The organism is Acinetobacter sp. 1207_04 (assembly GCF_052850415.1).
The window spans coordinates 189220-207744 of the sequence record NZ_VXCQ01000001.1; the positions used below are offsets into that span (position 1 = coordinate 189220).

General features: G+C 38.4%; 17 protein-coding genes. 8 read left to right on the plus strand and 9 right to left on the minus strand.

From position 1 onward, the window contains the following. Window positions 1–47 precede the first annotated feature (47 nt). The 6 genes from FW754_RS00795 to FW754_RS00820 form a co-directional block, all read right to left on the minus strand. Window positions 48–998 carry a DnaJ C-terminal domain-containing protein gene (locus tag FW754_RS00795; RefSeq protein ID WP_446323596.1) on the minus strand — a complete coding sequence of 317 codons (951 nt, stop codon included), beginning with the start codon at window positions 996–998 and terminating at the stop codon, window positions 48–50. 184 nt (window positions 999–1182) lie between these two features. Next, a complete protein-coding gene (locus FW754_RS00800) occupies window positions 1183–1641 on the minus strand; it encodes a DUF2147 domain-containing protein (protein ID WP_446323597.1) in 459 nt (152 codons plus the stop codon). A gap of 243 nt (window positions 1642–1884) precedes the next feature. Then, a complete protein-coding gene (locus FW754_RS00805; RefSeq protein ID WP_446323598.1) occupies window positions 1885–2331 on the minus strand; it encodes a DUF2147 domain-containing protein in 447 nt (148 codons plus the stop codon). Window positions 2332–2453: 122 nt separating this feature from the next. Continuing rightward, on the minus strand, window positions 2454–3329 hold the full coding sequence (gene hslO / locus FW754_RS00810) for an Hsp33 family molecular chaperone HslO (protein ID WP_409509923.1): 876 nt from the start codon (window positions 3327–3329) through the stop codon (window positions 2454–2456). Window positions 3330–3476: 147 nt separating this feature from the next. Further along, a complete protein-coding gene (locus FW754_RS00815; RefSeq protein ID WP_446323599.1) occupies window positions 3477–5384 on the minus strand; it encodes a monovalent cation:proton antiporter-2 (CPA2) family protein in 1908 nt (635 codons plus the stop codon). Window positions 5385–5500: 116 nt separating this feature from the next. Beyond that, the gene (locus FW754_RS00820; RefSeq protein WP_446323600.1) at window positions 5501–7732 is read right to left on the minus strand and encodes a primosomal protein N'; all 2232 of its coding nucleotides are present in this window, start codon (window positions 7730–7732) and stop codon (window positions 5501–5503) included. Window positions 7733–7877: 145 nt separating this feature from the next. Here FW754_RS00820 and gspF point away from each other — a divergent pair, with 145 nt between their 5' ends. The 4 genes from gspF to FW754_RS00840 all read left to right on the plus strand — a co-directional run bounded on the left by gspF (window position 7878) and on the right by FW754_RS00840 (window position 10855). Further along, window positions 7878–9083: a type II secretion system inner membrane protein GspF gene (gene gspF, locus FW754_RS00825; protein WP_419345831.1), complete on the plus strand. Its 1206-nt coding sequence runs from the start codon at window positions 7878–7880 to the stop codon at window positions 9081–9083. 40 nt (window positions 9084–9123) lie between these two features. Continuing rightward, complete coding sequence (gspG, locus tag FW754_RS00830) at window positions 9124–9561, plus strand: type II secretion system major pseudopilin GspG (RefSeq protein WP_409509927.1); 438 nt, start codon at window positions 9124–9126, stop codon at window positions 9559–9561. A 437-nt stretch (window positions 9562–9998) separates the two neighbouring features. Then, window positions 9999–10334 (plus strand): hypothetical protein, encoded by a 336-nt coding sequence (locus FW754_RS00835; protein WP_409509928.1) that lies wholly within the window; start codon window positions 9999–10001, stop codon window positions 10332–10334. A 182-nt stretch (window positions 10335–10516) separates the two neighbouring features. Continuing rightward, entirely contained in the window at window positions 10517–10855 is a 339-nt protein-coding gene (locus FW754_RS00840; protein WP_446323601.1) for a tRNA-binding protein, read from the plus strand. 83 nt (window positions 10856–10938) lie between these two features. On the opposite strand, the gene lnt is transcribed toward FW754_RS00840, so the two are convergent. Both lnt and FW754_RS00850 read right to left on the minus strand, forming a co-directional pair. After that, the gene (lnt, locus tag FW754_RS00845; protein ID WP_409509930.1) at window positions 10939–12504 is read right to left on the minus strand and encodes an apolipoprotein N-acyltransferase; all 1566 of its coding nucleotides are present in this window, start codon (window positions 12502–12504) and stop codon (window positions 10939–10941) included. Beyond that, window positions 12501–13340 carry an HlyC/CorC family transporter gene (locus FW754_RS00850; protein ID WP_409509931.1) on the minus strand — a complete coding sequence of 280 codons (840 nt, stop codon included), beginning with the start codon at window positions 13338–13340 and terminating at the stop codon, window positions 12501–12503. Before FW754_RS00850 ends, lnt begins: the two co-directional genes overlap by 4 nt. A 189-nt stretch (window positions 13341–13529) precedes the next feature. On the opposite strand from FW754_RS00850, the gene tusA reads away from it, so the two are divergent. Next, window positions 13530–13787 carry a sulfurtransferase TusA gene (gene tusA / locus FW754_RS00855; RefSeq protein ID WP_409509932.1) on the plus strand — a complete coding sequence of 86 codons (258 nt, stop codon included), beginning with the start codon at window positions 13530–13532 and terminating at the stop codon, window positions 13785–13787. Window positions 13788–13879: 92 nt separating this feature from the next. Here the strand turns inward: tusA and FW754_RS00860 are convergent, their stop codons facing one another. After that, complete coding sequence (locus FW754_RS00860) at window positions 13880–15592, minus strand: 4Fe-4S dicluster domain-containing protein (protein WP_446323602.1); 1713 nt, start codon at window positions 15590–15592, stop codon at window positions 13880–13882. 214 nt (window positions 15593–15806) lie between these two features. Here FW754_RS00860 and FW754_RS00865 point away from each other — a divergent pair, with 214 nt between their 5' ends. The 3 genes from FW754_RS00865 to FW754_RS00875 all read left to right on the plus strand — a co-directional run bounded on the left by FW754_RS00865 (window position 15807) and on the right by FW754_RS00875 (window position 18489). Then, a complete protein-coding gene (locus FW754_RS00865; protein ID WP_446323603.1) occupies window positions 15807–16418 on the plus strand; it encodes a DUF1285 domain-containing protein in 612 nt (203 codons plus the stop codon). A gap of 48 nt (window positions 16419–16466) precedes the next feature. Continuing rightward, complete coding sequence (murI, locus tag FW754_RS00870; RefSeq protein ID WP_409509935.1) at window positions 16467–17345, plus strand: glutamate racemase; 879 nt, start codon at window positions 16467–16469, stop codon at window positions 17343–17345. A 115-nt stretch (window positions 17346–17460) separates the two neighbouring features. Further along, the gene (locus tag FW754_RS00875; RefSeq protein ID WP_409509936.1) at window positions 17461–18489 is read left to right on the plus strand and encodes a DUF4062 domain-containing protein; all 1029 of its coding nucleotides are present in this window, start codon (window positions 17461–17463) and stop codon (window positions 18487–18489) included. Window positions 18490–18525 lie beyond the last annotated feature (36 nt).

Below are 18525 nucleotides of genomic sequence, written 5' to 3' on the forward strand. Positions count from 1 at the left end.
ATCATCAAATATGGCTATATATCTTAAATTTCGTTTTCAAACGATATTTATGTACGTGGATTAAAGTCTGAAAATGCTTGTGCAAAATCTTGATACGCTTGTTGTTCAGCTTCACTATTTGCTAGAGGTTGAACAATATTTAAAACGAGATATAAATGACCTGGGACTTTGGCTGGAATACCTTTATCTTTTAAGCGCAATTGTTGTTGGTTACGTGCATTCTTTGGAATATTCACTTTGACTGTACCCGCAGGGGTATTCAGTTCAATGGCTTGCCCTAATGCCGCTTCCCATGGTGCAATATTCACAGTGTAATAGACATCTGCGCCTTCAACACGTAACTTGTCAGTATGACGATATTGAATTTCAATATAGAGATCGCCATTTTCACCACCATTACTGCCCGCTTGCCCCTGTCCCGATAGTCGAATTTGTTGACCAGCTTTCATGCCTTTTGGAATTTTAACTTCCAAAGTTTTACGTTGAACTTCTGGTTCACCATAAACATTATAGGTAGGAATTTGCAGTGAAATGTGTTGTGTTGAGCCTTCATAGGCAACAGTAGGGTCAACTTCTATCGATGCATGTTGATCTTCGCCGCGATAGCTTCGTTGTTGATAATTGCCTCGTTGACTATATTCTTGTTGTCGTCCACCACCAAAGCCACCACCAAAACGTCCAAATAAATCTTCAAAGCCACTAAAATCTTGTGAGCCCGAAGTGCTACCTTGTCGATAGAACTGTGCACCATCAAAGCCTTGATTACCCCCTTGAGCAAATCCTTGTGGATGATCAAGTTCAAAGTCATATTGTTTTTTCTTTTCTTCATTGCTGAGTGTGTCATAAGCGACATTAATCGCCTGCATTTTCTCTTCAGCATTCTTTTCTTTGCTAACATCAGGATGATATTTACGGGCAAGTTTACGATACGCTTTTTTTATTTCATCAGGCGTCGCATCACGTTTTACTCCTAATGCATCATAAAAATTTTCGGCCATCGTTACACCATAGATTGTTTTGATTTATTTAAGTTTTAAGCGATTTTTGCAGAAGAAAACAGTGCTAAAACGTTAATAAATTGTTTCAAAGTTTAATTAAGTGATGGTGATTAATAATGACAACAAAAATGCCCTGATGAACAGGGCATAACATAAATTATGATAAGAGAAATTCGAATAAAGTTTAATATTTGATCCAAGTCACACTACGACCAATAACTGACACACCGACATAGCCACGTAAGGTCATATGCTTACCATTTGTAGCAATACGTGCTTTGCCTTTATATATTTTTCCACCAATTGGATCGAGAATTTTACCATCCATATATTCATAAGGATTATCTGGATTTTGTTTGAAACCATAAATAAAGGGTAAGCCAATATAGGGTTTATTTTTTAGATGACCAGGACAATTGGTACAGGTTTCCATTTTTGGTCGACCTGGTACGGTACGAGTTTCAACAATTGTACCTGTGTATGTGCCATCACTATTCTTTTTCACGACGACATCTGCACGTGAGTAGCCAGTACGGTCATCAATGGTTTTCCACTTGCCAATTATTAGGTCTTCGGTTTCTGCAAGTGCCCATGTTGAAAGAGAAGTGAGTAAGCTCGCAATTATGATATTTCGTATAATCATTTCATATTTCCCTGATGAAACAAGATTAGAGTAAAAAGTCTAATTTTATAACAACAAAGGAATGTTTTTCAATTTTATGTTTAAAAATAATAAGTTAAAACATCACATAAAATTATTAAAAGTCAAATTGATTGACTATTTGGAATTATTTTTATATTTCACATGATCGGCTGACTCAAAGTTGGTTCACCGCTATAAAAAAGCGCCGAAGCGCTTTTGATGATGAATATCTAAGCCTATATATTAATCGATACGAATCCATGTTGCTGAACGACCAAGTAAAGACACACCAATATAACCACGCATGGTTAAACGATTGCCTCTTGGTGTAATTTTAGCTTTGCCGTTATAGACATTACCTGATAGTGGATCAAGTACTGTGCCATTGGTAAATTCATTCGGTGTTTTAGGATTGGCTTTAAAGCCAGTTAAAATCTGTAAGCCTACAAGCGGTACATTTTTTAGGCTACCTTTACAATTCACACAGCGTGGTTCAAGTGGTTTGTCGGGTAGTGGACGAATCGTGATAATTTTTCCACTATAGGTACCATCGGCATTTTTTGTGATCATCACATCAGCACGTGAAAAACCTGTTTTATCATCTACGGTTTTCCATTTTCCAGCTAAATCTGATGCAAAAGCAGAGCTGAAAAAAAGTGAGCTAATAAGTAGTACGTAAATTTGTTTCATTATTTTCCCCATTTTTTGTCTTTTATTCATTTTTAATAAAAAAGAGTGATTACAGGATCACTCTTTTTTTGGGGGAATGCAATGTTTCTTTTGAGAAAAATATCTATAAGTAATTGTTTAGATTAGCTTAAATGCTCACCAAATAAGCTTAAAGACTCTTTGGCAGTGAACGAATACTTTGCATTACAGAACTGACAATCCATTTCAATTGGATTTTGATGTTCAAGTGTTTCTTTCACAGCATCGAGTCCAATTTGAATCAGTGCATTTGCACATTTATCATGTGAACAGGTACAACTAAATTGTAATTTTTCAACGCCAGGCAAACGAACTTCTTCTTCGTTATATAAACGATATAAAATTTCTTCTGCACTTAAGTCAGTTAATTCTGCAATTTTAAGCGTTTCAGTGAGTAGTTTTAAACGCGGCCAAATATCTTCATCAATTTGCTGTTGCTCTTCTTCATTGTTGCGCGGTAACAATTGAATGAGTAAACCACCTGCACGTTGTGCAGTACTGCCTAAAACAATACGAGTCGGAATTTGCGCAGATAAATCGTAATATTGAACCAAGCATTCAGCCAAAGTCGGTTTGTCTAAGGCCACAATTCCTTGATAACGCTCACCGTGTTCAGGATCAATATTGATGAATAATACAGGATTCATGAGTGATGATAGAACAGTCTGACTTGTATCACCCTGCATAAAACGAAGATCTTCTTCATAGTCAGCGAGTGCACGAACTTCGCCCAAGTGGCTGCATTCAGCCATCGCCCATTTAAACGTCCCTTGCGCTTGAATTTGTAAGCTTACACGGCCTTTGATTTTCAAAGTACTTGCTAGTAAGGCAATTGCACTGAGCATTTCACCCAGTAATACTTGAACGGCAGGGGCATAATCACGCTGTGCAAGGATGGTTTGTAAAGCCTCTTCTAAGTGAACAACTTCACCACGCACAGGGCTATCATCAATATAAAAACGTTGACGTAAATCAGTCATAAAATTCTCCAAATCCCTGTTTAGATGGTGGCGATATTATAAATCACAAGCCTCCATAATAGAGGAAATTGCAGTGAAAATCTGTGCATATAAAAATGAGGTTCAGCAAAATACTTCGCCGAACCCCATTTCAATATTTAAATTGAATTAATTCAGATTATTGCGTTTTTCTTCAGTTTCACGGGTCACGTCAATACGATCTTTTTGATAATGTTCAGGGGGTTTACGTTCTAAACCTGATTCATCTAAATCTATGTTGTCTTCAAATTTTTCATGATCAAGTTGTGAGGCTTGTGCATCGCTTTCAAATAAATGTTCAAGTTCAGAAAGAAAATCACGATAACTTTCAAAGACTTTTTGTTCATCTGTATAAATACGTTGTTGGCGTGAAAGTAATTCTTCATCGTAATTACGGAATAATTCAACGCTGTCATACGCGGCTTCTTTACTGATGCCCAATTCACAGAGTGCACGATATCCCATACCGAGTGAGGTTAGATAAGTTTCACGCCAAATATGCTTTACGCCTAAATCACGTAGTAAATGCATGTGATAGCGATCACGAGCACGAACCAATAACGTTAGATTTGGATAATTTAAGCTGATATGACGCACGACATTGATACTGTCTTCTACATCATCAATGGCTAAAACAAAAACTTTAGCATGTTCGATCCCTGCTGAACGTAGTAGGTCTGGTTGTGTAACATCACCATAATATAATGTACCACTATAACGTCTGACAAAATCAATGCGTTGTAGGTTGTTATCAATGGCGGTAAAAGGGAAGTGTTGCATATGTGCCAAACGTGCCACGATTTGTCCAACTCGACCAAAACCGGCAATAATCATTAGAGGATGACTGTTGGGGATTTCATCATATTTAGGTGTATTATTTTTATTGAGATAAGGCACAATTTTGTCGGAAACGAGCCAAAAGACAATGGGTGTCAGTACCATCGAAATTGTCACAATCAGTATTGCAGGTTCAGTAATAGCAGTCGTTAGAACTTTTTCACTCCGAGCTACATTCAGTACCACAAAGGCAAACTCCCCACCTTGTGCCAAACATGCTCCGATCATGAGACTTGTGTTCCAATTGTACTTCTTATAGCGTGCAATGCCGGTCATTACGATGGCTTTGATTAGAATTAGTAAAGCTGCCCCACCAATAATTAGCAATGGATGTTCGACTAATAATGAGATTTCAGTCGTCATGCCCACAGTCATAAAAAATAAACCGAGTAGTAAGCCTTTGAAGGGAGCAACGCTTGCTTCAAGTTCGTGACGGAATTCTGAATCGGCAAGTAAAACGCCTGTTAGAAATGCGCCGAGTGTTGTGCTGATACCAATGGTATCCATCAATAAAACGACACCTAGAACAATAAATAAACCTGCGGCGGTGATGAGTTCAGTCGCACCACTTTTGGCAACAAAACGGAAAAAAGGGCGCATGATGTAACGACTAAATAGGAATAATCCACTAAATGCCGCAATAATTAAGGCAAAGTAAGCGATACCATGATGGGTACTGTTACCATTTGCACCCGCAAGCATTGGAATGACAGCAAGTAATGGAATGGCCGCAATATCTTGGAACAGTAAAATTGAAAATGCTTGCTGACCATATGTGGTATTGAGTTGTTGTTTTTCATTGAGTAATTGCAAGACAAATGCTGTTGATGACAAAGCGAGTGCAAAGCCAATGACAAAACTAGCAGAGAGCGATTGCTGAAACAACAAAAAGACCGTACCCATCAGTACAAGTCCTGTTGCAACCACTTGCAAGGTTCCCGTGATAAAAATGGATTGACGCATTTCCCATAGACGTTGTGGTCGTAGCTCCAGTCCAATGAGGAACATCAATAGAATTACACCAAATTCAGCGAGTTCCATAATTGATTCAGGATCATTGGCAATATTCAGTACGTTTGGACCAAGGAGAATACCTGTAAAGAGATAGCCTAGAACGGTGGCAATTCCAAGTTTTTTACCAAGTGGAACAAAGATCAAGGCAGCGCCAAGAAATAGCGTAATTTGCAGTAACAAAGACATGCAGTGTGTCCTGATATTATTTTTAAATTAAGAAGGATTGTAGCCTGAAAATAATTCAGACCATATTTAATTTATGGAGAAAATAAGCTGTATTTTTACAAATTAAACATAAAAAATTAGCTGAACTCTTGCGGATCGACATCAATGGTAATTTTCATTGTTGATGATTTAATGTGTAAAAGGTGTTGCCACCATGGTTGCACATAAAAATGTAGTTTCGCCCGATGCGTTGAGAGTAGCACCATATGTGCTTGAAAACGTCCTGCTTTACGTTCCATTGGAGCAGGAATTGGTCCCCAAATATCAATTAAACCTTCTTCAGATTGCTGTCGAAGTTGTTGTGCCATCGTACTCAGAAAGTTTTGATTTTCATCCTGACTGCGAGATTCACAACGGATTAAAATGGCATAACGACAGGGTGGTAGGAGTGCCAATTGTCGATCACTTAAAGTCTGTTTGGCGAATGCTCGATAATCTTTTTCGAGTAATAAATTGAGCATGGGGTGATCGGGTCTTAACGTTTGTAAATAAACATCACCTTTTTTATCGCCACGACCTGAGCGACCTGATACTTGAGTAATCAGTTGTGCTGTACGTTCAGGGGCACGAAAATCAACACTGAGTAGACCGCCATCAATATCTAAAATAGCCACTAAAGTGACATAGGGAAAATGGTGTCCTTTGGCGAGCATTTGTGTACCAAGTAAAATTGTCGGTTCACTTTTTTGAATTTGGTCGTAAATTTTTTGCCAACTCCCGACTTTACTGGTGGAGTCACGGTCAACACGTAGTACAGGAAAATCGGGGAACAGTTCATTTAAACCTTCTTCAAGTTTTGCTGTACCTAAACCAATCGGTTTGAGATTTTTTTGATTGCACTGTGGGCACGCATCAGGCACACGATTAATGGTTCCGCAGTGGTGACAATGTAAATGTGAATAAGGCTTCATGTGTAAGGTAAAGTGCGCATCACAATGCGGGCAATTGGCTTGCCACGCACAGCTTTCGCACAGCACAACAGGGGCATAGCCACGGCGATTGAGAAAAATAAGTACTTGCTCTTTTTTCTCTAAGCGCTTCTTTATTTCTGAAATAAGTTGCTCACTGATGCCATGCTGTTTTTTCGCAATTTTTAAATCAATCAAATGCATTTTTGGCATCACGGCATTTCCAGCACGCTGATTGAGTTCTAAACGCGTGAGTTTGTTTTGCTCAGCAAGATGATAGCACTCAATACTTGGCGTGGCAGAGCCTAAAACAACAGGGCAATTTTCTAAATAGCCACGGTACAAAGCCACATCACGGGCATGATAGCGAAAGCCTTCTTGTTGTTTAAACGAAAGGTCGTGTTCTTCATCTAAAATAATTAAACCCAAATTAGCAATTGGGGTGTAAATCGCAGAGCGTGTGCCTAAAATAATTGAGGCTTTACCTGTTTGTGCATATTGCCATGCTTGTAAGCGTTTAGTGTCATTTAAACCTGAGTGCAGCAAAGCGATATTACAATGAAAACGAGATTGGAAACGGCTAATGGTTTGCGGAGTCAGTCCGATTTCAGGCACAAGTACCAAAACCTGCTTACCTTGCTCTAAAACCTTGTGCATGATTTGTAAATAAACTTCAGTTTTACCACTGCCTGTTAAGCCATCAAGTAGAAAAGCTTGATATTTATTGTGTGCTTTTAAAATACTATGAATGGCTTTCTTTTGCTCATCATTCGCTGTGAGTGGCATTTGCGAAAGTTGTACAGGTTCTGGGGTAAAGTCTTGTGCTTCAAGTATACATTGTACAAAGCCTTTTTTCTCAAGGGCTTTGAGCGTTGTAGTTTCAATCCCACTTAAATTTAAAATATTTTCGAGTGTGCCTTTAGGATGCAACTTTAAGATTTTAAAGGCTTCACGTTGTTTAATGGCATTTTTAGATAATTTATTTTCAGCCTCTAAATCGGTCACTTTCCAATTACGTGCAAGTAAATTATAGGGTTTACCTTGGCGTAAAATAGCAGGTAAAGCGGCATGCATCACCTCACCAATCGGAAATTGGTAATACTGCGCTGACCATGTCAAAAGCTTTAGCATAGGCGCTTTTAGTAATGCCTGATCATCGAGTAACTCAGTAATCATTTTGAGTTTAAATGCGGGATTAATTGGTGTATCTAAGGGCAGTTTTTCGGTAATGATACCTGTGAGTTGTTGACGACCAAAAGATACTGCTACACGTGCCCCAATTTGAGCTTGATCATATTGATCAGCTGTAACTTGATAATCGAAACAGTCATGTAAATAGACCGGAACAGCGACTCGAACACGGTAAATGAGTGATGTAAAATCAGAGCGTGGCTGCGGCATAAATTTCGATTGTACCTATTTAAATATTTAGTGATCAGCTGGGGCTTATGTTAGAGTGTAACTGTTATTTATATACAAATATGAATGATTTTAAGGGTCAAGTGCAACAGCTAGACCTACATTTTTGGAAAATTAGAGCATTGTAATGCCCGCATATCAATTTACTGCCATGGATGCTGCAGGCAAGCAGCAAAAAGGTGTGTTGGAAGGCGATTCCGCACGTCAAATTCGTCAGCAACTTCGTGATAAGGAGTGGATTCCTGTCAGTGTAGAGGCTGTCGAACAGAAAGATAAGAATAAAACATCAGGTTTTTTTCAAAAAAAATTTTCTGCTTATGATCTTGCATTAATGACACGTCAGTTATCTGTTCTTGTGGCAGCGTCTATTCCACTTGAAGAAGCTTTACGAGCGGTCGCTAAGCAAAGTGAAAAAGTTCACGTACAAAATTTATTATTGTCCGTTCGATCAAAGGTTTTAGAAGGACATTCACTCGCACAGGCGATGCAACAAATTGGACGTTTTCCTGATTTGTATTTGGCAACCATTGCCGCAGGCGAGCGTTCAGGGCATTTGGATCTGATTTTAGATCAGCTTGCCGATTACACTGAAAATAGCTATGCCATGCAAAAAAAAATTCAGGGTGCAATGATTTATCCGATTATTTTGATGCTGATGTCTTTCGGTATTATTATGGGCTTAATGACTTATGTCGTGCCTGACATTGTCAAAACCTTTGATCAAAGTAAACAAGCTTTGCCGTGGATTACGGTGGCGATGATGAAAACTAGCGCATTCATTCGAGCAGCATGGCCATTTCTGATTGTTGGTTCAGTTGTTGGACTATTTGTATTGGTGCGTTTCCTACGAACTTCAGCAGGGCATTATACCTTTGATCGTTTAACACTCAAATTGCCATTATTTGGTAAATTATCGCGTGGTATAAATGCTGCACGCTTTGCAAGTACTTTGTCTATTTTGACACGCTCAGGTGTACCTTTGGTTGATGCTTTGAAAATTGGTGCTGCGGTGAGTAGTAATTGGATCATTCGAGATGCCGTCAATTTGGCAGCAGAAAAAGTTACAGAAGGCGGAAATTTGGCTACACAGCTTGAGCGCTGTGGTTATTTCCCACCAATGATGGTACAGATGATTAAAAGTGGTGAGGTTTCAGGTGAACTAGACCGTATGCTCGATAAAGCCTCGGTGATGCAAGATCGTGAAGTGACCACATTTATTTCAACATTATTGGCATTGCTTGAGCCATTGATGCTCGTGTTTATGGCAGGTATTGTTTTGGTGATTGTGATTGCAGTAATGTTGCCAATCGTCAATATGAATAATATGATTTAGCCAACTATTCCTATAATGAATTGTGTAAGAGAGAATTTGAATGCAACGGAAAGTGTCACATAGACAATCAGGTTTTACATTAATTGAAGTCATGGTTGTAATTGTTATTTTGGGTGTGCTTGCGGCATTGATTGTGCCAAACGTAATGGGTCGTGGTGAAAAAGCCAAAGTCGATACCACAAAAATTGCATTACAAAATATTGCTGGTTCACTAGATCAATATAAATTGGACAATGGGCATTATCCAAACTCGCAAGAAGGCGGTTTAGAAGCCTTGATTACTCAGCCTGCAACAGCGAAAAATTGGGTGCAAGGCGGTTATATTAAAGGTGGAAAATATCCAAAAGACAGTTGGGAAAATGATTTGCAATATGTCATCCCAGGTTCTGAAGGGCGTACTTTCGATTTATATTCTTTTGGCGCTGACGGTAAACAAGGTGGCGAAGGAAATGATGCTGATATTTATTATCAGCCGTAATAATTATTGTTTGTGTAAAAGGCAAAACTTGAATATTAAGTTCATTTAAATTTTAAGTTTCTCCTTTTGTACGATATATAACTCAGGGTGAAGATTAAGCTCAGTAAGAAGATGCGAGTATTTTAAATAAAAACATTTTCCTAACTTTCTCCTAATAGCAGAGGGACTGATTTTAAAAATAAGAGAATATTTATCACTTGGCTTAATTGAGTAAATCAATGCAGAGTGAAGTGATAATCTTTCTTAATTCACAAAATAATCCTAAAGTTATGAAAAATATATAAAATTTAAAACATTGTTATTTGATAGTTATAATAAGAATTATTCCCATAGCTAATAGTTACAAGAAACTTAAAGTATGGATAAAAATAGACTTTTTATTTAATTTAAAGCTTGCATAATAGTATTAATACAGTCACTTTGGCAGGGAGAATATGATGAAAGCATTAATATTATCAGATGAAATCAGCATTTTTCATTGGTCAATGCTGAAATCTGTACTCTTAATCTTAAGTTTATTGCCTGTGAGTCAGGTCTTTTTAAACCTGTTACACGGTGCAGATGCAAGTAGCCAAATCATGATTGGATTTATGGCAGTCAGCGTATTTAGTGCATTAGCGATTTTAAGTTTTTATAGCGCCTTGAATATGATGAGCGTGCAACTTCAAACAAAGTTAAGCTCTAAAATAGAACAATATTCTATTCATTTATACCGCCATATTCCGATGCTTTTTCTTGCGGTGATGGTTTCTTATTTGGCTGTACAATTATAATCTTTTCGATGGAAGATGCCAAAAGCCGAGCAATATCTCGGCTTTTTTGATTCTAAGAGTTTAAAATTTAGAAAAATAAAAACTGTCTTTTTTGTGGGATTGTTTGTCATTTTTCATTCAGGATTTTATTGAGTACTCACCTTATAGTATAAAAAACAGGTAGATGAAAAGGTCGAAAAATAATGCAAAATATAGAGTGGGATGATTTTTTAAAAGTAGAGTTACGAGTCGGGGAAATTATTTCAGCAGAAGTTTTTGCAAAAGCGCGTAAGCCTGCTTATATTTTACATATATATTTTGGTGAAGATATTGGGGTCAAAAAATCAAGTGCGCAAATTACGGACTTTTATCAACTTGATGATTTAATCGGTAAGCAAGTCGTTGCTGTGGTAAATTTTCCAAAAAAACAAATTGGATCGATTCAATCAGAATGTTTAGTTACGGGTTTTCATAATCAAGATGGGCATGTTGTATTATGTGTGCCCGATACGATAGTCCCCTTAGGCACGAAACTACTGTAGGATTGAGAGCTATTGAAAGCTTTGTCATATTTTAAGTATAAAAAACAAAGCATTGCTTTGTTTTTTTAAAGAATTTAATTTTATTAGCGTCTAGATTTAAAGCTAACATCGACCACTTTAGGACGATAGAATGAACCTAAAAGAAGTAATAAGAATGAGAATACTAAAATCGGCCAATCACTGAAACGAGTATACCAAGTATGTCCTTGCATTGCAGGTAAGTCACCACGTAGTACAGCTTCTTTTTCCATTGGCGCACGACTAACAATATGACCATTGTGATCAATAAATGCAGTTACACCTGTATTGGTAGCACGAATAAACCAACGACCATTTTCTTTGGCACGCATTTGTACCATTTGCAGATGTTGTAAAGGACCTGCGGTGCCTGTGAACCATGCATCATTCGATACGGTCACCAAGAAGTCACTTTGTGCTGCATTACGCCGTGTTAAATTAGGATATGCCACTTCATAGCAAACTGCGGCAGCAAGATTATGTCCTTTAATTTTAAAAGGTTTTTGATCGCTGTCGCCACGAGAGAAACCACTCATAGAGGGATCATTTTGCAAAGCAGGAAGTACCCAACTGAGTAAACCTGAAAGAGGAATGTATTCTCCAAATGGTACCAGACGTTGTTTTTTATATAAACCTGAAGCCTGATCTCCCATTGCCATCATGCTGTTGTAATACATTGGGAAGCCATTTTGCTCTGACTCTTTTAAGTCCCAATATGGAATGCCTGTAACCCATGAAGTTTTGTGTTTTTGCCCCATTTGTTTCATGTATTCAATGAGCTCAGGTACGGGCGCATCAGTTTGAAACATAGGAATAGACGATTCAGGCCAAACGATGAGATCACGTCCCCATTCCGTTTGACTGAGTTTGACATAAATTTGAACTGTTTTGACTTGGTATTCGGTCAGCCATTTAAGATCTTGTGGAATATTACCTTGCACCAATGAAACCGATAATGGCTTTTCAGCTTTGGGTTGTACAAATTGGATAGATGATGCAGCCCAAGCACCTAAAATTAACAGTACGGAAGGAATTGCCCAAAACCATTTACGTCGTAAAATCTCAACCAAAGCAGATGCAAAAATAATTACCACAAATGAAACGGCGAATACACCAAACAGCGGCGCATAATTGTCGAGTAAGCGTTCAGTAAAGGCGTAGCCTGCAAAGAGCCAAGGGAATCCTGTAAAGACCCAAGTTTTAGCCCATTCAAAGAAAACCCAAATTGGCGCAAAGGTGAGTGGGGTTTCAGGGAAAAAACGGCGGTAAAACCATGTTTGAACTGCACTGAATAAACCCATGACCAATGCCATGATCGCAATCATCAACACACTTAAGAATGCATTGGTATCGCCATATACATGAATAGAGGTGTATAGCCAAAAAGCACCGACAAACCATAAGCCGAAGCCATAGCTTAGACCAATCGCAAAGGCTTGTTTTGGTGTACGCTGATGCAAACATGCATAGAGCAAAGCAGGTGACAAGATGGCAAGCCACCACCAATGAAAAGGTGCTAGTGCTAAACTAAACACCGCACCTGCGATCAATGAAATGATCAGGGGATAAATCATTGGTAACTGTTTTTGTTGTTGTGAAGAATTTAACAGCTTGTCAAAGTAGGCTCTCATTTACGTACAGCTCGAATCAGATGAATAGTGCGGGCATCTGCTTCAATGATGGTAAATTGCCAATCTTCAAGTTCAATCACTTGTCCTTGTAAATCACTCACCAATCCAATTTCCTGAAGCAATAATCCCCCGACAGTTTCTACTTCATCGTCAGAAAAGTCTGCATCTAAAACTGTGTTAAAGTGTTCAATTGGTGTAAGTGCTTGAACGATCCATGTATTTGCCGTGGTATGGTCATTGTCAGGAACAATAAATTGCGCTTCTTCATCGACATTGTCATGTTCGTCTTCAATTTCACCGACAATTTCTTCAAGTATATCTTCTAAGGTGACTAAACCTGACGTTGTGCCATATTCGTCAATCACAATTGCAATATGCGTTTGAGTGTTTTTTAACATACGTAACAGTTGGTCTGAACGCGCACTTTCAGGGACAAACAACGGTTGACGCATTAAATTACGAATGTCGACATTGACTGAAGGATCAGTCATAAATGGTAATAAATCTTTAGCAAGTAAAATACCAACAACATTGTCTGGTTGGTCTGATGAAAAGACTGGAAAACGTGAATGCGCTGATTCAACTAAAACATGTAAAATATCAAGGATTTGGTCATCTTCTTGTAAGCTAACCATAGATGTGCGTGGCGTCATCACTTCACGAACTTTTGTTGCAGGAAGGTCTAATACGCCTTCTAACATTGCGACAGTATCAGGTTCTAAAAAACGACGAGAATCCTGAACCAATTTGAGCAGTTCATCGCGGGTTTCGGGCGCAGTTCCTAACCATTTACGTAAACCGCGCATACCCCACGATGGGCCTGATTCGTCTTGCATGATCTTTCCTGAAGATACTTATTTCAAAAATGTAAATTTTATCATACCGAAGAAAATACAGATGTCTATCGAATAAACAGGAGAAAGATGAATGCTTGCGTCATCCTGGTGCTTGAGATCATAAGCAGATCATCATAAATCGACTTTGTGTTAAAATATACAAAGTCTAAATTAAGTTTGAGTTTGATGATGTCTGAACAATTGCCTGCACCGAGCATTCAGTTAAATACACGTGGTTTACGTTGTCCTGAACCTGTGATGATGTTGCATCAGGCAATTCGTAAATCTCAATCAGGGGATATTGTTGAAGTTTTTGCAACGGATAATTCAACGTCTTGGGATATTCCTAAATTTTGTATGCATCTTGGACATGAGTTGTTATTGCAAGAAGAAAAACTAGATGAGCAGGGTAATAAAGAATTTCATTATTTGGTACAGAAAGGCTAGATTGTCTTTGATATTGAGTCAATATCTATAAAAAGTCAGAATTGAAATTAATAAACCCGCATTCAGCGGGTTTATTTTTATCTCAATAAAGATTACATGTTAGGATAATTTGGACCACCACCACCTTCAGGTGTTACCCAAGTGATGTTTTGCGATGGGTCTTTAATATCACAAGTCTTACAATGTACACAGTTTGCAGCGTTAATTTGGAAACGCTTAGAACCATCATCATTTTCCATGATTTCATAAACACCAGCAGGGCAATAACGTTGAGCAGGCTCATCCCATTTTGGTAAGTTTACGTTTACAGGAATAGAAGCATCAGTCAATTTCAAATGCGCAGGCTGATTTTCTTCATGTACGGTATTTGAGACGAATACCGAAGACAAACGGTCAAACGTAATTTTACCATCTGCTTTAGGATAGGTCGGTTTGAATGTCGCAGTATCTACAGTTTTCAACACGCTGAAATCAGGTGCTAAATCATGCAAAGTGAATGGCACTTTAAAGATGTTTTGATCGATAAAGTTAAATGCACCACCCATCCACAAACCGAATTTGTGCATTGCAGGGCCGAAGTTACGTGAACGGTGTAACTCTTCTTTTAACCAACTATTGTTGAATTTGTCTGTGTACGCAGTCAATTCTTTAGCAAAGAGATCTTCGCCTTCAGTGACACGAGCAACAGCTAAATCACCACCTTTTTCTACACCAGCAGCAATTGCTTCAAATACAGCTTCACCACATAGCATGCCTGATTTCATTGCAGTGTGAGAGCCTTTGATTTTTGCAAAGTTTAAGAAACCTGCATCATCACCAATTAAGCAACCACCAGGGAACGTCAATTTAGGTAAAGAGTTTAAACCACCTTTTACCACTGCACGTGCGCCATAAGAAATACGTTTACCACCTTCAAGATATTGCTTGATCAGCGGATGTGTTTTCCAACGTTGCATTTCTGCAAATGGATACATGTTTGGATTTTCATAAGATAAATCCGTGATCATACCCAAAGTCACTTGGTTATTTTCAGCGTGATATAACCACCAACCACCTGAAGAACCCGTTTCAGTTAAAGGCCAGCCTGAACCATGCATCACTAAACCAGGTTTATGTTTTGCAGGATCTATTTCCCAAAGTTCTTTAATACCAATACCGTAATGTTGCGGATCAGCATCTTTGTCTAAATCAAATTTAGCAAGTAGGCGTTTACCTAAGTGACCACGGCAACCTTCAGCAAAAATGGTGTATTTCGCATGAAGTTCGTAACCTGGTGTAAAGTTATGCGTAGGTTCGCCATCTTTGCCAATACCCATATCACCTGTTTGGATGCCTTTTACAGAACCGTCCGTATGATAAAGGATCTCAGATGCAGCAAAACCAGGGAAGATAGAGACTTCTAATTCTTCAGCTTTCGTACCTAACCAACGAACAACATTACCCAATGAAATAACATAGTTACCGTCATTATGCATCGTTTTAGGCACCATCCAATGTGGCGCTTCTTGTGACTTTTCAGCAGACATTAAGAAATAAGTCTTGTCTTCAGTCACAGGCACATTTAAAGGTGCACCTTCTTCTTTCCAATTTGGGAAAAGTTCATTGATTGCACGAGGTTCAAGTACAGCACCAGAAAGGATATGCGCACCAACTTCAGAGCCTTTTTCAACCACACAGACAGAAAGGTCTGGAAGATTGTTTTCAATAGCCAATTGACGAATTTTAATCGCAGCAGAAAGACCTGCAGGGCCTGCGCCTACGATGACTACGTCAAACTCCATCGCTTCACGTTCGATGTGTTCCATGTAGGACTCCTCATATTTCAAGGGGTGGCAACCGTATGCATTTATTGATTATTAAGTTGAAAAACAATAAATCGGTGCTGCCGTGAGTGTTCTAAATTTCACTGATATGAATATATATTCATATCATTCATATATTTTGCGCTAGTATAGTTATAAACCTTGATCTAGCCAATTGGCTGAGTCGTATTATTTTTAAGTCAGCAAGGTATAAACCATGGTAAATCAAAATAATTCAAGCTCAGAAGCGCAATATCAGTCTGATTCTGATCATAAAAATTTAACGAACATTGCACAATACTTAAAAGATGTACACGTCAGTCACAAAAGGTCAATACCGCCTATAGCAGACTGGAAGCCAAAGCATTGTGGCAAAATGGATTTGAGGGTAAAAGCCAATGGAGAGTGGTGGCACGAAGGTCAATTGATCAAGCGTCAGCCTTTACTAGACTTATTCACCAAAGTACTTTGGAAAGAAGATGGAATATTCTATTTAAAGACGCCTGTTGAGCAAATTGAAATTGAGGTTGAAGACGAGCCTTTGTTGGTTAATCAAGTCGATCAAGTTGAGCTTGAAGGACAGACGTATTTACAAGTTACGACAACCAATCAAGACATTGTTATAGTTGATGCTGAGCATCCAATTTTTATGCGTGAGTATCAAGGTGAGCTTCGACCTTATGTACATATTCGTTTTGGCATCAATGCTTTAATTCAGCGCAATGCATTCTTTCATTTAGTTGAATATGGAAGCCTACTAGAAAATGAACAAGGTGGAGCCATATTATCGTTACAAAGTGGTGATTTGCACTTGCAATTAGGCACATGAGGTTTAAGCTTAATTTATTATTGTTGACTCATAAATGCAGTGGATCAAATGAGCGCTATTCTTCCTTTATATCCTTTAGAAAATCCAATGCCTCGGGCTTCAGCAGATGCACCGATTGGTATTTTTGATTCTGGAATAGGCGGCTTATCCGTTGCTCAGGAGATTGCGACATATCTGCCAAATGAACGTATTTTGTATTATGCAGATACAGCACATGTACCGTATGGCCCACGGACGGATCAAAATATTCGTGAACTGACTGCGCATGCAATTGAATGGCTCTATCGACAAGGTTGTAAAGTTGCGGTTGTGGCATGTAATACCGCCTCAGCATTTAGCCTAGATTATTTGCGTTCACATTATGGCGATGATTTCCCAATCATCGGCTTAGTACCTGCCTTAAAACCGGCGGTTCTACAGAGTAAAAGTAAGGTTGTTTCAGTATTGGCAACACCTGCAACATTTCGTGGTCAATTAATAAAAGAAGTTGTACATCATTTTGCGGAGCCTTTGGGAGTACAAGTTTTACCTGTCACTTGCTTAGATTTAGTTCCTTTTGTTGAGGCAGGAGAGCAGAGTAGTGAAGCATGTATTAATAGTTTGAAAAAAATACTACAACCTGTAGTTGATCAAGGCGCAGACTATTTGGTCTTAGGTTGTACGCATTATCCATTTTTAAAACAAACAATTCAGCAGTTGTATCCTGAGCAATTCACTTTGATTGATTCGGGACATGCTGTTGCAAGACAAACTTCAAGAATTTTAATTAAAAATAGTTTAGTATCAGAAAAGCTACAAAATAATCAAATTAGATTAAGATGTTTTACGAGTGGAAATAATGCCTCAGTATTACAACCTGTGCTTAGGCATATGATTTTACAAAATATTACGTGGTCAATTGAAAATATTGTTGATAAACTGAACTAAAATAGTTCGGCCATATGTTTGTTTTTACTTTTCATAAGTATAGGGCATGTAACCATCAAATCGACTTTGGGGAAGGTTTGAACTTTAAGGATGTGAGAGAGAAAAGGGTTTACCTATGCTCGATAAGCGTTATCAAGTTTTTATTACAACATCAGGCAAAGAAATGCAGCCTGAACGAATGGTGGTGACTCAGACTCTGATTGGAATGGGCTTTTTTTCATGGGGGCTTGAACAACGGACGCCATTGAGTACTGCTTTTGCACGTCGTCAAATTGATGACTGCGATTATGTTTTATTGCTCTTGGGTAGCCAGTATGGGGAGCAATCTGTATCAGGTGTAGGTTATATGCATCTTGAATACATTTATGCAGTAACCAAACAAAAACCAATAATTGTCTTTATGCATGATGCACCTGAAACACGGCAAAATGATCTACAAGATCAGACGACTGCATTGAAAGATAAGTTTAAAGAATTCCGTCATCAGCTACAAAAAGAAGTCGAACAAGTCGTAACTTATAAAACATTACGTGATCTAGAGTTAGCAGTTCGTTCTTATATGCCGCAAATGTTAGAGCGTTATCCAGTTGTTGGTTGGGTGCGTCCACAAAATTTACAAGTATTACAAGATGAGATTGATAAGTTAAAATCAGAACTTGCTAAAGCTCGCTCAGAACAAACTACCGTACATGGCTTAAAAGAAGTTGATCCATTTTTGACTTTACCAAAAGTGTATAGCAATGAAATTTTTAGCTTTGATTACCGCATGCATGCCTATCAGGATGGTAACTTTAGAGAATTAACGCCAATGCGTGAGATGAGTTGGCTTGAATTGGTGAAAGTACTTTCTAGCGAATTTCGTGAACAAATGCCTGAAGAATTTTTCTCAAAAGTACTCAATGAACATTTGAATAATACAGGTCTCAATGATGCTTTGAGGGTCATGCCTCGAGCGCACGCTGTTTCTCGTGCACAGATTAATATTCGCGCATTACATACCATTAAACAACAAATGCGTCAAAATGAATGGGTTGTACCTGTAGGACGTGATGATCGTCAACGTATGCTTTGGCAAATGACCGCAAAAGCTTTAAAATTAATTGAAGGTGACGGCCAAATTGGGCGTCGCACACCGATTCTTTGAACTTTTCATCAATCGGGGATGATGAAAACATCATAT